The organism is Hydrogenophaga sp. (assembly GCF_018780385.1).
GTDB lineage: Bacteria > Pseudomonadota > Gammaproteobacteria > Burkholderiales > Burkholderiaceae_C > Hydrogenophaga.
The window spans coordinates 1-14,526 of the sequence record NZ_JADMJO010000022.1 but is presented as its reverse complement, the minus strand read 5'-3'; the positions used below and the strand labels follow the sequence as shown (position 1 = coordinate 14,526).

Below are 14,526 nucleotides of genomic sequence, written 5' to 3'. Positions count from 1 at the left end.
CTCCAGTGAGGTGATTCATGCGCCGGACATGATGTGAAGTTCATCGGTGATGCGCACGGTCAGGGCACGCAGGTCTTGCTCGCTGCGCCCGAGCACGGACCACATCGGATCGATCAACAGGGTTTCAACATCGGCGGAAGGTTCTTCCAGGCCGTGGGCCATCTGGTTGGCCAGGTGAATCAGAAGGGGAAGGGACGGGCGCTCTCCTGCTGGAACGGGGACCGACCGGTGGTGATCGGCAATCGCTTCCGCGAAGGTGGCAGGAAAGTTCCATTGCCTGGCCACGACCGCACCCACTTCCGCGTGGGTCACGCCGAACAGCTGCTGCTCCGCGTCGTGCATGGCCATTCCTTCAGACCGCGCGAGTTGCAGCGCCTGCGACTCCAGTTCCGGGCTGGTCATGGCAAGAATCACCTTGCCCACGTCGTGCAGCAGTCCGAGCAAAAAGGCTTCACCGGCATCCAGCCTCGTCAGCTGGGCGAGCTCCCGCGCCGCAATGGCCGAGCACAAGGTGTGGCGCCAGTAGCTGGTAAAGCAGAATTCTTTGCAGCGCAACGAACCCAGGGCCGTGCGCAAGGAGACGGCCGCCAATGCGCTGGCCACGGTGCGCAGGCCCAGCATCTGAACGGCATCACCGATGCGGGAGACCTGGCCCTGGGCGCCGTAGAACGGTGAATTGGCCAGACGAAGAACGCGCACGGTCAGGGCCTGGTCGCGCTCGATCGCAGCGATGCAGGATGCCGCGGATGCGTCGTCGTTGCTCAACAGTTCGACGGCTGCGATGAAGGCGCTGGGAAGCGATGGAAGCGACACGATGCACCGCGCCCAGGCAGCGGGTTCCAGGTGTCTGGTGGGAGGGAAAGCTTCCACAACGCTCACGTCAGGCTCCCCGGCGCCACCGTGGCGGTCTCGTGAAGCAGTTGCACCAGCATCAGATGCCCCAGGGGTTGCTGCTGCCCCGTGAGTGGACAGATCCATGCCCTCGCGCTTCGACCATCGATGCTCGTGCGCAGTCCCTGCGTGTAGGGCCGTTGCGCAGGCTGCATCAGCGTGGCCATCACGTGCTGCATCGACGGCTCCGGCTCACCGCCCAGCGCGCACGACCACTGGGGCCACTGAATCACGGCCTGGCGATTGACATACGCGAGCATGCCGTCGGCACCGATGCCGAACACCGCCATGGGCAAGCCGTCGAGTGCGTCTCTGGAGGCACCAGCTGCGTTCTGCATGGCCTGCCGACGTTCGCCTTCCTCGTGCACCATGCGTTCGAGCCGTTGGTTGGCGATGGCCAATTCGTCGTTTGCCTGTTGCACGGCGCCCCACAGAAGGGTGTTTTCCGTGGCCAGTTCGCTCTGTTCAAAGGCATGGGCCACGTGGCTGCGCAAGAGATCGTCGTCCCAGGGCTTGGTGAGGAACTTGTACACCGCGCCTTCATTGACCGCCTCGATGATCGACTGCAGATCGGTGTAGCCGGACAGCGTCATGCGCAAGGTGCGGGGATACAGGCGCTTGGCCTCGCGCAGGAATTCGATGCCCGTCATGCCGGGCATGCGCTGGTCCGAAAGAATCACGTCCACACGTTGCTGGGCGAGCACCTCCAGGCCCCGAGCGCCGCTGGTGGCTGTGATCACCTGGTAACCGTCGCGACGAAACACCCGCTTGAGCGCCGAGAGAATCGATTCCTCGTCATCCACCAGCAGCAGCGTGCGATGCCGGGCGGGCGCGTTCACAAGGCCCCCCCACACGGACTCAGGCGGTTGCATGGTCGCGCTCCCACGGTGGTGGCACAGCATCCTTGGCCGGGGTCAGCGGCCGCTCGATGGGCAGCCACACGCGCATGGCCGTGCCCTCCCCAACGGCGGAGCGCACCTGGATGGAGCCGCCGTGTTTCTGAACGATGGAGAAGGACAGCGACATGCCCAGGCCGGTGCCCTTGCCCACGTCTTTGGTGGTGAAGAAGGGCTCGAAGATCCGGCGCTGCACCTCGGCGTTCATGCCGCAGCCCGTGTCTTCCACCTGCACCCAGACCCAGCCCTGATCCACGCCGCTCGACAACGTGATCGTTCCCTTGTCGGCAATCGAATGCGCCGCGTTGACGATCAGGTTCATGAACACCTGGTTGAGCTGCCCGTCCAGGCACATGATCGACGGAAGCGGTGCGAGCTTCTTGATCACGTCGGCCTTGTATTTCACTTCATGGCGAACGACGTTGAGCGTGGACTCCAGGCCCACATTCAGATCGGACTCCTGCCAGTCCGAATGATCGACGCGAGAGAAGTCCTTGAGGTCCTGCACGATCTTTTTGACGCGCCCCAGGCCTTCGGCACATTCGTCCAGCAGCAGCGGTAGATCCTCGCGCAGAAAATCGATTTCGACTTCCACCCGCTTCTTCGTCAGTGCCGCGGCCACGGTCGCGTCGTCCGGTGCGGCCAGTGCCGCGTCGCAAGCCGAACTCAGGCCCAGGAGGCCCTCCACATACTGGCGCAGCGTGTTGAGATTGGAGCTGACGAAGCCAATGGGGTTGTTGATCTCGTGCGCCACGCCCGCGGCCAACTGCCCGATCGACGCCATCTTGTCCTGTTGAAGCAACTGCTTCTGTGCTTCGTCAAGCTGGTGATTCGTTGCTGCAAGCTCATCGATCCGCGCCTGCAGTTGCTCTTGGGCGAAACGGATGTCGGAGCGGTCCTGCATCATCCACCAGGTGCCGTGACTCGTGTCGATCGAGTCGACCACGTAGGCATCGATCTGCGCCCAGATCGGATGACCATCGGCGTGGCGCATCCACATCTCGCGGTGAATGGGCTCTCCTTTGGAAAGCCGGGGGGCCGCGTAGGCACCAAAGTTTGCATAGTCGTCGTCCGACAGGTAGGCGAACCGTCCCGGCAGACCGATCATCTCGGACTCGGCATACCCGAACATGGCGGCCATGGCAGGGTTGACGCGCTGAATGCTGCCCTTCTTGGAGTAGGCCACTCCGATCGGCGAATTGGCAATGAACAGTTCCAGGTCGCGGGCGGTGGCTGCCAGCTCGGTCGAGCGTTGCCTGACGGTCTCTTCGAGTTCGGCGCGGTGCAGCAGCAGAGCTTCTTCCGATCGCCGGCGGATCGTGACGTCCTGCAGGGTTTCGATGGCGCCGATCACTGTTCTGTCCGCGTCGTACAGTGGCGCGGCCGTGAAGAACAGCCACCTTCCCGAGTCTCCAAGCTGCGGAAAGAAGGCCTCGACCTCGATGCCGCCGGTGATGCTCGATGAATGCACCATCTTTCCACCGTAGAGCGCCTGCAGCGCCGCTTCGTCGACGCCATCCACGATCATGTCGGCGAGCAAGGGCCGCTGCTCGCTGTAAAACGCCTTCCAGCCGTCGCGCGTGCCGAGCACCTCGTGGCGTTTGATGCCTGTCATGTGCTCGCAGGCCGTGTTCCAGTGCGTCACCCGGTGGTGCTGGTCGATCACCAGGGAAGCCACCGAGGCCCCGTCGATGATCTGTGACAACAGCTTGGTCATGTCCATCAGGCTGTTTTGCACATGCATCACGTCGCTGAGATCGATGCAGGTCACCACCACCAGGGGTTGACCGTCCAGACTGATCCGCCGGGAATGGATCTCCACCGGGCGCTCTCCACTGTCGGGCGTGACCAGAGAGCCCGACACCGCACGCGGCGATTCACCCTGTCGCGCGCAAGCGCTCATTGCAAGGCGCAGCTGGTCGCGCGTGGCGTCGTCCACCAGATTCACCAAGGGCATGCCCATGAGCGCTGCCTGGCTGCGGGAACTCAGGCGACACAGCGCGTCGTTGGCACTCAATATCTGCCCGTCCTTGAGCAGGGCCGTTGGCACGGCCACCGCATTGACGATGTCGCTGGCAAAGCTTGTGGTGAGGCTTTGCACGTCGGGTGTGTCCATCATGACCGGGCTCCTTGTACTTCAGCGACGCTGGCTTCGCTGTGAGCCGGTTTCCTTTGCACCCACAAGCTCAGGCGCACACTCTCCCGTGAAGAGAAGGTCTGCACCTGTCGAACCATGCGTTCATCGAACACGTGCCCCGCAGCCAGCAGGGTGGTGCCCTTGGACGACACCATCGCCCGTGCCAACACCATGCCCGGGAGCAGGTCGCGCACGTCCAGGTACAGGTCCGCCTTGGCTGCATTCGCCATGTCGTCGACGACCTTGAGCAGGGTCTCGATCACCGTGCGGTCGTAGCGCGTGTCGATGCCACCCACGAGCATCTTTTTCGCGTTCTCCATGGTGTAGCGCTGGAGCCCCATGCTGCCGTGGAGCATGTCGTCCAGATCGGTGGCAGCCGCCACGATGCGCGCACCGGCCACGATGTCGGGCGCGGTCAAACCGTCCGGAAATCCTTTTCCGTCTGATCGTTCGTGATGCTGGCGCACGATGCGCGCCACGCCTTGCAGCTGAGACATCGCCATCAACGCGGATTCGCCGTCGATGGTGTGGCGCCGGTAGCGCTGGTGTTCTTCTGCGTTGAAGGCAGAGATCGCCTTGCCCAACATGGCATCGGGAAATCCGATGGTGCCGATGTCGTGCACCAAGGCAGCCAGGTAGACGTCGCGAACGTCGCGGTCCGACATCTCCAGCCGCTTGGCGGTCTCCCGGCTGATCTCGGCCACCCGACGCGAGTGGCCGGACTGTCCGCCGCGCATCTCCAGCAAACTGGAAAACACATTCACCGCGTGCAGGAAGGTGTTGTTCAGATCTTCGTAGGAGGCATCGAGCATGCCGTTGATCTGCTGAAGCTCGGCCGTTCGCGCCTCCACGCGAGATTCCAGCGTCTGGTTCGCGTCCCGCAACTGGTCGTTCTGCCGTTTCGTCAGCTCGGTCAGGTCGGCGTTCTTCTTTTCAAGGCCGCGACGAACCAGGGCTTCTCGCACCGCAAGCACCAGATCGTTGTCGTCCCAGGGCTTGGCGATGTAGCGGTGGATGGCGCCCTTGTTGATGGCGGCCACCGTGGAGGAGATGTCGGCGTAACCGGTGAGCAGGATGCGCACGATGCTTTCATCGTGGGCCTTCACCCGTTCAAGGAAGCGCGCGCCGTCCATTTCGGGCATCCGCATGTCCGAAATCACCAGGTCCACGTGATTCGACTCCAGCAGGATCAGCGCTTCGGCGGCGCTGGTGGCTTGGAGCGTCTTGATGCCTTGCGCCCGAAACACCCGGCGCAACGCGCTCAGCACCGAGGGCTCGTCATCCACCGTCAGCACCGTCGGAGCCACCACCTCGCTTTCGAGCGCGTCGGCAGCGGGGGGCTCTTGGAGCACTGGGGTGGTCATGGCGGCATGGATGGGGTGTGTTCAGCTTGTTTCGACACCCCAGCCGCGCTCTTGAGGTGTGCTTACCCTTGAACCCCCGCAAAGGCCTGTGCGGACTGCAACGGACCCCGAGCGGCGTGAGTGATTGCACGATTCCCTGGGAGTACGATGCCGCGAGTGGCAATCCATTCCCCCAACCACAGGAGTCCAACCATGATCAAAGTCAGCGTGATGTACCCCAACACCCCGGGCGCGAGGTTCGACCACGACTACTACCGCGACCAGCACATGCCCATGGTGAAGGCGAAGCTGGCTGAGGCCTGCAAGTTCTACACGGTGGATAAAGGCCTGGCCGGCGGCTCCCCCGGCGCACCGGCCACCTACGTGGCCATGTGCCACCTGTACTGCGATTCGGTGGAAGCCTTCATCGGAGGCTTCGGCCCCAACGCCAAGGCGATCATGGCCGACGTGCCGAATTACACGGACATCGCGCCGGTGATGCAGATCAGTGAGGTGGTGGTGGGGTAGGTGGGGTGATATCGGACACGGCGGTCTCTTGGCCTGCATTGAGGCCAACGGCGCGCGCCACATGAACGAAGACCACTGCAGCGCTTGCATCGCTTCAGCAAGCTCGCACCGAATATGTCAGCAGGTGCCAACTAAGTTCTCACAAGCAAGGCAGTCGCCAAAGTGGTCGGGTAGGGTCAAAGCCTTGATGTTGCCAGCTCTCTCAAGGTATTGGGTGAGCCAATAAGTAGTTTGAGAGGGGCGCAGAGTGAGGTACGAAGTTTGTCGGACGTAGAAGCGCTCATACACGCAGAAGTTGGCCGTTACCAGCGAGCGGCCGAAGAGTTCTGGCGGGGCAGTGCACAGCGAGCTGTTACTGTCATTTGCCGCGCGCTCGACATGTATGCAGTCGGTGCGCGTTGGGGACTCGTCAATACGACGCGTGCCAGATATGGACTTCTCGGCGCCGTGAATGCGCTGAGTCCATTCTTGGGGAGGGCGGCGGAGACGGCAGGACCGATTCCCTGGGGACCATCACAAGCTTCCGAGATCGCAGTTGCCAACGGCTACCTTGAGGCGTGCGGCAAGCTGTCACACCTCGGACGGCTCGCTGCGCTGGAGCGATTCGGTTTGGCCGAGGTTTCCATTTCAACAGCTGAACGCATCTCGATCCGCACGCGGAACGGTTCGGTTGAATTGGCTTTGCGCGTGGCGGAACGAGAGCTCGGTAAAGATACTGGGGCGGAGATTCCTGGAGGAGAAAAGCCTGAACGGCGAAGCCGCCGCATTGCTAGGCTCCTGACACAGTACGTGGACAGTGCTGGCGGCTGGTTCATCCGTTACGACAACGACATGAAGCTGGTGAAGGAATATCGGCGCGACGCGCAGTTCTATGGCAGCAAGTACATGGAAAGGGAAGCGTTCCCCGACGACGTCACGCTGGGAGACAGGACATTCGGCCAGTGGTGCGACACCTGCGACCAAGCGCTCGGCCGCATTCTCTGCCACGTAGACTTCGCCGCCGCACTTGTACGAAAGCGGCCGAACATTGAACTGCACAACGTCCTGACGATCTACGCGAGAAAGGAAGACGTTGACGCGGTGTGGCAGGAGGCGGGAATGCCGGCCTCGATGGTTCAGGCAACCATGGGCGCCCTGACTCTTGGGTCGCAGCAGTTGGAGGAATGGCGAAAAGCCTATGAAGTTCCTACGCATTACTACGTCGGATTGGGAAAGGACTTCGTCTTGATGCCGTGCTTCGGCGCGCTGTCCAATCCCTACTACTCGCTGTTCCGGCATCTGCGCAACGAATGCCGTCCCGACTGGGACAGAAGCGTGGATCGGCGGGAGGAAGTCTTTCGTGCCGAACTTGCCGCATACCTTCCCGCAAGCCGCTTCCTCGTACAGGAGCGAGGCTACAAACTTCGCCGCTCCGACGGATTGGTTGCAACGGACATCGACGCAGTCGCAGTCGACCGCACCAGCGGGAGGGTGGCTCTGTTTCAGCTCAAGTGGCACGATATCTACGGGAGGTCACTCAGCGAACGCGAGAGCCGAAAACGCAACATGGCTATGGCCACGACCTGGGTAGACACGGTTGCGCGTTCGCTTGAAGGGCTTTCTTCTGGGGAAGTGTGCCGACGCTTGGGAATCGACTGCGCGGCAGGCAGTCTGCCACCCGTGCTTATCGTGCTCGCGCGCTACATGGCGCGGTTCAGCGGTGACGGGGAGCCGGATCCCCGTGCAAGCTGGCTCGCGTGGCCGGAGTTCCGGCAGGCCTTCAGCGCCGCCAATCCCGACGACCCTCTTGCATCGGTCGGAAAGGAGGTCGACGACTACCGATCGTCCTTCACTGACCCCACCGAACGGCCACTGCGTGAGACCTTCATTTTCAAGAATCTGACCATCGACCTAGAAGTCGTAATGTGAGCCCAGGGCTCCACCCATGGGAAACTCTACGGGACATGGATATCGTTTCACCCGCGCGGCGCAGTCAGATGATGAGCGCGATCCGCGGAAAGGACACTACTCCGGAGTTCGTGGTTAGATCCGTGGCGCACGGCCTCGGGCTGCGCTTCAGGCTCCACTCTTCCAAGCTGCCGGGTAGACCTGACCTCGTGTTTCCCAGGTGGAAGACGGTGGTGTTGGTGCATGGATGTTTCTGGCATCGGCACGACTGTCGGCTCGCCGCCACGCCAAAGACGCGCATCGAGTTCTGGAAGGCCAAGTTCGCAGACAACCAACAACGTGACAAAAAGGTCAGAGCCGAACTAGAGAGCCGCGGATGGAGCGTGCTGGAGATCTGGGAATGCGAGACACGCGATCCGGAACTGGTCAGGAAACGACTGCTAGGGCACTTCGGTCTGTAGGGGCTTGCGCAGGGACGGTAGCCCAGAACGCATCATGTTCACGCAATTGCTCCACGATCCGCTTCATCACGGACGCGCAGACGCCGTTGCCACAAAGTTTGACCTTTTCCCGACGCGTTCCCACAGGAAACGAGTGCTCGTCCGGTAGGGACATGGCGCGTGCCAACTCGGTGGGCTGGAGCATGCGCATCTTCCACCGGTTCGCCTGCTTTTTCACCAATGCGAACCGGTCAATAGTCGTTACGGTCCGCAAGGGAATGTCTAGCGTCTGCCATGACTTCTCTCCGCCGGATCCGTAATAAACGATGAGGAACTCCGCTTCTGAGCCCAGTTCGCTGATCGCGTTGCGGGCGCGGTCAACTGTGGCTTGGGCACGCCCCTCGACGAACAAGGGAGACATCGGCCACGTGCCTTCCGGGTCGAGGATGCTTCGCGCGGACTGCTTCTGCGTGCACGACGGCGGCGTGATCGGCGGCGGGTCTATGCCAAAGCCACCCACCAGGAACAAGCGCATCCGGCTTTGAGGGGCGCCGAAATCGGAGGCAGTGACGACCTCTTCACGTATGCGGTATCCGAGAGCGCGCAGCATGTCGAGCAACTCGCGATAGCGCTCCCAAGTCTTCATCTCTTTCACATTCTCGATGACGAACCAGCGCGGCTGCAATGCGGCGATCCAGTCGACTGTGTGCAGTGCAGTTTCCCGACTGCCCTCGTCACGGGGAGCATTTCCCTTTGCAATCGAATGGTTCGTGCACTCGGGAGAAGCAATGAGCAGGTCCAGCGTTCCGGGTTCGCAGTAATCGAGGGGATCCAGGTTTTCGATGCGGTCATTGAGAACTTCGGCATCCGGGAAGTTCGCCTTGTACGTCTGGCATGCCATGTTCCACGCATCAACAGCGAAGACGGGTTTCATGCCCGCCAGCACTGCTCCCCTCGCCCCGAGCCCTCCACCGCAAAACAGATCCGCAAATGTCTTCATGCTATAAGAATGTATGTTGGAAGCAACCAAGCTACTAGGTTCAGGCGGTGCTGCCAAGCGGCAATTACAAAGGGGAATGATCGCATGGCCAAGCTCCGTCCGAGGGCAAGGATAGTACGCACGATTGGTGACCAGTTGATTAGTGGGCCGGAAGCGGCCCTGATCGAGCTAGTGAAGAATGCCTACGATGCAGACTCACCCTCGGTCAGCATCAAGATTACCCCGCCCGGATCCCTGCAGGAGGGCCGCAAACCCGGAGAGATCATTGTTGCTGATACTGGGCACGGGATGTCGGCAAACGACATCACCACCAAGTGGTTCGAGCCTGCAACCACCGACAAAGTGGATCGTGCTATCAGCCCTTCTGGGCGCCGTCTCCTCGGAGCGAAGGGCGTGGGCCGCTTCGCCACTGCCCGGCTTGGATCGGTCCTCCACCTGAGCAGCGGTCACAAGGAGCCTGGAAAACTGAGGGAAGTGAGCACCTTCAAAGTGAACTGGCAGCTCTTCGAGGAAAGCCAATACCTTGATGAAGTGGAGATCGACATCGAGACGCACCAGGGCACGGGGTCGGATGCCGACGGCGTCACGCTGGAAATTACCAACCTCCGAGACCCATGGACGAGAAATCAGCTGGAGTCGCTGATCCGCGAACTCCGTCGACTAGCCTCTCCAAACGAAGCTCGTGAACGCGGATTCAAGATCTATTTGGATCTCAGGGGCTTCACATCGGAGGCACATGGGTTCGATGGTCAGTCCCTGGTCTCTGGCGCATTCGCCGAGGCAGTTGGTGCGGCTGAAACCGGTGCCGATCCCACCGAGATTCGTCCGCTGTTCCTGGGCAACGTCTTCCATTACCGCGTCGAAGGCATGTTCGACGAGGAAGGTGCGTTCGAAGGCAAGTTTATTAACAAGCGGGCAGACGATCAGACGATCACGCTGGTTATGGAGGCACAGGCGGTGGGTGTAGGCGAACAGCCTTGCGGGCCGTTCTCGATGGCCCTCAACATCTACGATCGAGAACCTGACGCGATCGTAGAGCTATTCCGCAAGATGGGACTGAGCTCGATCGGAAGACTGGACGCCCGCAAGATACTCGACGAAAACATCGGCGTTGGCATCTATCGAGCGGGCTTCAGGATCAGACCGTATGGGGACGCGGAGTCGGACTGGCTCGAGCTAGAACGCAAGCGCGTGCAGAACCCTTCGCAGAAGTTAGGCCTGAACCAAGTTTGGGGAACCGTCAATATCGCCGACGAGTCCGCCTCCGGACTGGTGGAACGCAGCAGTCGGGAGGGTCTTGAACACAACGGCCAGTTCGAGCGTCTAAAGCGGCTCGTTGCGGACGTTATGGCACGCTCCGAATCCCTGCGCGTCGACTTTCGGGAGATGGTCGGACTGAGTCGCAAGCAGGAGGGGGACACCGGCGGAATCCGCAGCCAAGCGAGCCTTCAGGCAACCACGAAGGCGATTGCCGCGCTGCCGCCCCGTTATCGGGACAAAGTGCAGAAGGCGCTCAAACAGGAAAGCAGTGCGCTAAGGAATTCGCTAGAGGAGCTTGAGGCATACCAGCACAAGCTTGCGGCCCAGTCGAGCCTCGGTCTGGTGGTGTCGCAGATGCTCCACGATGGACGGAGGTACCTGGGTGACATCAACACCAGGGCTAAGGGATTGTCAGATGGTGCGCCACGAATACTGGAGGAGACGCCCTTCGGCAAGAACTTCCGGGAGACCTTTGCCAAGAATGCAGGGTCGATTCACAACTCGGCGGGGCACTTGACCAGACTCTTCCGTGCGCTCGATCCAATTGCTAGCAGGAAGAAGGGGCGTCCGAAGTCGCTAGACCCCATGGAGGTGGTGGAGCGTTGCATATCGCTGTTCAAGGATTCGCTGGACCTAGCCGGCGTGAACGTGATTAGAAAGGTGCAGGATGGCGCCCCCAAGGTCACTGTCTACGAAGCCGACCTGATGGCTGCCCTCCTCAACATCATTGACAACGCCATCCACTGGCTTGGCACTAGCTCCTCGAAGCCGAGAGAGCTGAGAGTTTCCATGACCTATTCCAAGAAGTGGGTCCGGATCGTTCTTTCCAACAACGGACCGCTGATCGACCCGATCCTGGCGAAGAACCTCTTCAAGCCCGGCTTCACGCTCAAGCCGGAGGGCTCGGGACTAGGCTTGGCAATTGCGAGAGAGGCAATGCAAGCGAGCAAGGGCAAGGTCATCTACGACCCGCAGCCGGACGAGACGGCATTCCTCATCGAAATGCACAAGACCTAAAGAAGACTCAAAGAGGGGAAAACGATGCCGACGCTTTATATCCTGCTTGTGGAGGATCAACAAGACAATGTCGACGCCTGGAACGACCGTGCGAACGTCCATAACGCAGACGCGGCTGCCCATGGCTTTTCAATTGAGACGGTCACCGCACCATCAGTTGCCGAGGCGCAGCGCATCCTGCAGACTCAGAAACCGGACGCCGTCGTCGTCGATTTGCGGCTGAAGGTAGAAGGGCAGATGGAACCGAATGATCACGGGAACGCGCTCGTGCGGTATGCGCTTGGAGCCCACCCGGTGGCTATCGCGATCTACACGGGCCAGCGCCAGGAGGCTGAGGTGCATGGCGTTCCACAGGTCGAGGTCTTCGACCGTGGCGATGGGCTTGACCCGGTCTTCGATTGGCTTTCGCGGCAGTACAGCATGCTTTTGCAGCTGAAGGCCACACGGGAAGCCGTAGAAAGGGAGACCGCCCGCATTTTTTTTCGCTCAATCTGGCCACGTTGGAAGAACTGGGCTAGTGCTGAGAAAGCGGACATCGGGGGCATGCTTGCGCGCCACGTGGTTGCCCACGTCCACGACGCGCTGCTCGATGCTGACGGAGGTGCCGCGCATCCCGAGGAGACCTACTTCATGCCTGCGATTAAGGAGCGCCTTGATACCGGTGATCTGATCAGGGATGGCGGCCATCTGTGGATCGTCGTTACGCCTCGATGCGATCTCGCCCGCGATGGAAAAGTGGAGACGGTATTGGTTGCCCGTTGCTTCGACATTTCCACGCGCTGGCAAGAAAGGCCCAAAGAGCAGATGCGCATCTCTCAACATGACAGCTCTCACAAGCTGCACTTCCTTCCTCCATTGCTCAATCATGAGGGACGACTGCTAGGGCCATGGTTCGTGCAATTCCACGATTTGAAGGCAGTCCCTGCAGCGCAGGCCCCAGCTGAGCTGACTGCAAATAGGTGGGCGTCGCTTGCACCGCAGTTCGTTCCATCGCTGGTCGAACGCTTCGGCGCCTACTTCAGCCGGATCGGCACGCCGTCGCTTTCGAGCGAGTAGCGGCCAGCAGAACCGTGCGGAAGCCGTTCGAGCTTGCCTTATCCGAAAGTGCCGACACTGGTGGACGTACCGCCGCAATCCTGCTAGCAAATAGCAGGCTGTGCCGCAGGACGTGAAGGCCGGCTCGCGGCCAGCATGCCGCTGGTGGCTTCCTTGGGCGGGGAATGGCAGCCGTCTACGCTCGCGTCCACGCGCCGAAGTGCACCTTCGTGCTCACCGCTTCGGGCTCACCAACCACCAAGTCATCCCAACAACCACCGCAAACCCCGTATACGCCGCCACAAACACCCACCAAGGCGCCTCCCAGTACAGCAGCCGCGACAACCAGTGCTCGATGAAGCTCTCGCGGTAGCCGCTTTGCCCGGCGAGGCGGCGCAGGTCTTGTTCCCAGATGGTCAATGGGCAGAGCTGGCCGAGCCAGGCCTGGGCGGCGATGAAGACCATCAGGGCCAGGTGGGTGAGGCGCAGGCCGAAGTGGTGCACCCAGCGCCAGCCGAGGGCGCCGCCGATCAGGATGAGTGGCAGCAGGCCCACCACGAACAGCACGATGCCCATGTGCAGCGCGAGGATCGCGTCGGCGAGCCACAGGGCTTGGGTGGGTGTCATGTTCTAGCCCAGCGCTGTGGTGTCGACGTCGGGGTGCCGCTTGCGCAGAGCCCGCAAGCCTTCCAGCGCTCGCCGCTGCCAGCCCGGGCCACGGTTGATCAAATCCAGCCAGGTCTCGTGAAGCAGATCCGCGTCGTTCTCGGCCAGGTACTCAATGAGGGAGGCAGCCTGGTCAAGGTCTTTGGTGGCTTTCACCCGCATGTCTTGCGGTCGCTCGCCGTACACCAGCAGTTTGTGCAGGGCGTACTTTTCGGGCGGCGGGGCGTTGACGGTGATGGCGCCGCGCTGCGCGAGCAGGGTCACCTGAATGGGGGCCTCCATGGAAAATTCCATGAACTTCAGGGGCTGCATGGTGGCGTTCAAGGCCCTGATCAACACCGGCGTGTCGCCGCCCCGGTGTATTGACGTCACAAAGTCGATCTGCAAATCCTGCTCGTCCGACTTGATGTAGGTGGTGAGGCTGCTCACTGGCACGAAGCCCATCTTGAGCGCTTCGATTTCGCTGCCCATGTCCATGGGCACGTAAGACGGGATGGCCACGGAAACGTTCCGCCTTGCGTGTTCACCGTCCGAGTCAACGGTTTGCGCGCCCGCTTGCCAGCGCACGCCCAGGTAGTTTTGATAGGCCATGTACACGTGTGTGCCCACCAGAATGCCGCCCGCCATGAAGAACCCGGCATCCGCCAAGCGTTCGATGATTTTGGCGTGAGAGGGGACGATGGCCGGACAACCCGCCTCAATGGCTTGGCGGGTCAGTTGGCGGAGGTGTGTTTTTGATTCGTTGCCCTGGCGATGCAGTTCGATCATGGCGGTCAACTCGTCGCTGGCTGTTCCGAGGAAGATCTGCTTCTGCTTGCCTGTCAGATCGGCCGTCTGGTAGTACCAGTACTGGTTTCCCTTGACGGACTTTCTGGAGAAACTGCCCGGCAACGAGGCCACCGAGCGAACGCCGTCCAGCATGCTTGCGCTCCGCACCGCGGCGTACGCGGTCTGGGCGGCGGTGGAGAGTGGAGTCGACAGCATGGTCGTTATACTGAGAAAAATAAAAGTCAGTATAACCAGGTGTTTGATGGGTTGAAACCCCGGGCTCTACACCCGAAAAAAAACCGCCAGCACACGTAGCGCTGGCGGTTTCACGCATGGCCTGCCGAAGCAGGCAACGTGTTACCTGGAGTTCACTTGGCGGCGTCGATCTTCATGTACTCAGACACGACTTTCCAGCGGTTGTCCGTCAGCTGCGACAGGCGCGTGGAGTTGCTGCCCAGGCGCTTCTGCGGGCCAAAGGTCATTTCGGCGCTGCCGAAGATGTCTGGCGGGATGGTCATGGTGTCCATGGCCTTGATGAAGCTCTCGGTGGTCAGGTTGTTGCCAGCCTTGCCCGCTGCGCGCAGGAAGGTGTCGACCAGCGAATAGCCGTAGACCGAGAACACGGTCGGGTCTTCGTTGAACTTGGTCTTGTACTTGT

Annotated in this window: 13 protein-coding genes; 5 read left to right on the top strand and 8 right to left on the bottom strand. The window is 61.2% G+C overall.

Features of this window, described 5'->3' with window-relative positions; all coding sequences use genetic code 11:
- Positions 1–15: 15 nt before the first annotated feature.
- The 4 genes from IV113_RS09655 to IV113_RS09640 are packed head-to-tail and all read right to left on the bottom strand — an operon-like array spanning position 16 to position 5,288.
- On the bottom strand, positions 16–879 hold the full coding sequence (locus IV113_RS09655) for an HDOD domain-containing protein (RefSeq protein WP_291083689.1): 864 nt from the start codon (positions 877–879) through the stop codon (positions 16–18).
- Positions 876–1,763, bottom strand: a complete 888-nt coding sequence (locus IV113_RS09650; RefSeq protein ID WP_291083686.1) for a response regulator — start codon at positions 1,761–1,763, stop codon at positions 876–878. Before IV113_RS09650 ends, IV113_RS09655 begins: the two co-directional genes overlap by 4 nt.
- Positions 1,750–3,906 carry a PAS domain S-box protein gene (locus tag IV113_RS09645; RefSeq protein ID WP_291083683.1) on the bottom strand — a complete coding sequence of 719 codons (2,157 nt, stop codon included), beginning with the start codon at positions 3,904–3,906 and terminating at the stop codon, positions 1,750–1,752. The genes IV113_RS09650 and IV113_RS09645 overlap by 14 nt, the downstream gene beginning before the upstream one ends.
- The gene (locus IV113_RS09640) at positions 3,903–5,288 is read right to left on the bottom strand and encodes an HD domain-containing phosphohydrolase (protein WP_291083680.1); all 1,386 of its coding nucleotides are present in this window, start codon (positions 5,286–5,288) and stop codon (positions 3,903–3,905) included. The genes IV113_RS09645 and IV113_RS09640 overlap by 4 nt, the downstream gene beginning before the upstream one ends.
- A gap of 192 nt (positions 5,289–5,480) precedes the next feature.
- On the opposite strand from IV113_RS09640, the gene IV113_RS09635 reads away from it, so the two are divergent.
- The 3 genes from IV113_RS09635 (at position 5,481) to IV113_RS09625 (ending at position 8,143) form a co-directional block, all read left to right on the top strand.
- Positions 5,481–5,795, top strand: coding sequence for an EthD family reductase (locus IV113_RS09635; RefSeq protein WP_291083677.1), 315 nt, complete (start codon positions 5,481–5,483; stop codon positions 5,793–5,795).
- Positions 5,796–6,056: 261 nt separating this feature from the next.
- Complete coding sequence (locus IV113_RS09630) at positions 6,057–7,703, top strand: hypothetical protein (protein ID WP_291083675.1); 1,647 nt, start codon at positions 6,057–6,059, stop codon at positions 7,701–7,703.
- A gap of 35 nt (positions 7,704–7,738) precedes the next feature.
- Complete coding sequence (locus IV113_RS09625; RefSeq protein ID WP_291083672.1) at positions 7,739–8,143, top strand: very short patch repair endonuclease; 405 nt, start codon at positions 7,739–7,741, stop codon at positions 8,141–8,143.
- Here the strand turns inward: IV113_RS09625 and IV113_RS09620 are convergent.
- Positions 8,109–9,122, bottom strand: coding sequence for a DNA cytosine methyltransferase (locus IV113_RS09620; RefSeq protein ID WP_291083670.1), 1,014 nt, complete (start codon positions 9,120–9,122; stop codon positions 8,109–8,111). The two genes, IV113_RS09625 and IV113_RS09620, sit on opposite strands and share 35 nt — an antisense overlap.
- 84 nt (positions 9,123–9,206) lie before the next feature.
- Between IV113_RS09620 and IV113_RS09615 the strand changes: the two genes are divergently transcribed.
- Both IV113_RS09615 and IV113_RS09610 read left to right on the top strand, forming a co-directional pair.
- Positions 9,207–11,399, top strand: a complete 2,193-nt coding sequence (locus IV113_RS09615) for a sensor histidine kinase (protein ID WP_291083667.1) — start codon at positions 9,207–9,209, stop codon at positions 11,397–11,399.
- A gap of 24 nt (positions 11,400–11,423) precedes the next feature.
- Positions 11,424–12,455 (top strand): hypothetical protein, encoded by a 1,032-nt coding sequence (locus IV113_RS09610; RefSeq protein WP_291083664.1) that lies wholly within the window; start codon positions 11,424–11,426, stop codon positions 12,453–12,455.
- 213 nt (positions 12,456–12,668) lie between these two features.
- Here IV113_RS09610 and IV113_RS09605 read toward each other — a convergent pair whose 3' ends face one another.
- The 3 genes from IV113_RS09605 to IV113_RS09595 form a co-directional block, all read right to left on the bottom strand.
- On the bottom strand, positions 12,669–13,061 hold the full coding sequence (locus IV113_RS09605) for a DUF2784 domain-containing protein (RefSeq protein WP_291083661.1): 393 nt from the start codon (positions 13,059–13,061) through the stop codon (positions 12,669–12,671).
- 3 nt (positions 13,062–13,064) lie between these two features.
- On the bottom strand, positions 13,065–14,084 hold the full coding sequence (locus IV113_RS09600) for a nucleotidyltransferase domain-containing protein (RefSeq protein ID WP_291083658.1): 1,020 nt from the start codon (positions 14,082–14,084) through the stop codon (positions 13,065–13,067).
- A gap of 152 nt (positions 14,085–14,236) precedes the next feature.
- The coding region (locus IV113_RS09595) for an ABC transporter substrate-binding protein (protein WP_291083656.1) at positions 14,237–14,526 on the bottom strand (290 nt) is incomplete at its 5' end.

Bases quoted from the DNA above. Each gene is read 5' to 3' on its own strand.
- IV113_RS09650 (WP_291083686.1), bottom strand. From the start codon at position 1,763: ATGCAACCGCCTGAGTCCGTGTGGGGGGGCCTTGTGAACGCGCCCGCC.
- IV113_RS09645 (WP_291083683.1), bottom strand. From the start codon at position 3,906: ATGATGGACACACCCGACGTGCAAAGCCTCACCACAAGCTTTGCCAGC.
- IV113_RS09640 (WP_291083680.1), bottom strand. From the start codon at position 5,288: ATGACCACCCCAGTGCTCCAAGAGCCCCCCGCTGCCGACGCGCTCGAA.
- IV113_RS09635 (WP_291083677.1), top strand. From the start codon at position 5,481: ATGATCAAAGTCAGCGTGATGTACCCCAACACCCCGGGCGCGAGGTTC.
- IV113_RS09625 (WP_291083672.1), top strand. From the start codon at position 7,739: ATGGATATCGTTTCACCCGCGCGGCGCAGTCAGATGATGAGCGCGATC.
- IV113_RS09620 (WP_291083670.1), bottom strand. From the start codon at position 9,122: ATGAAGACATTTGCGGATCTGTTTTGCGGTGGAGGGCTCGGGGCGAGG.
- IV113_RS09615 (WP_291083667.1), top strand. From the start codon at position 9,207: ATGGCCAAGCTCCGTCCGAGGGCAAGGATAGTACGCACGATTGGTGAC.
- IV113_RS09610 (WP_291083664.1), top strand. From the start codon at position 11,424: ATGCCGACGCTTTATATCCTGCTTGTGGAGGATCAACAAGACAATGTC.
- IV113_RS09605 (WP_291083661.1), bottom strand. From the start codon at position 13,061: ATGACACCCACCCAAGCCCTGTGGCTCGCCGACGCGATCCTCGCGCTG.
- IV113_RS09600 (WP_291083658.1), bottom strand. From the start codon at position 14,084: ATGCTGTCGACTCCACTCTCCACCGCCGCCCAGACCGCGTACGCCGCG.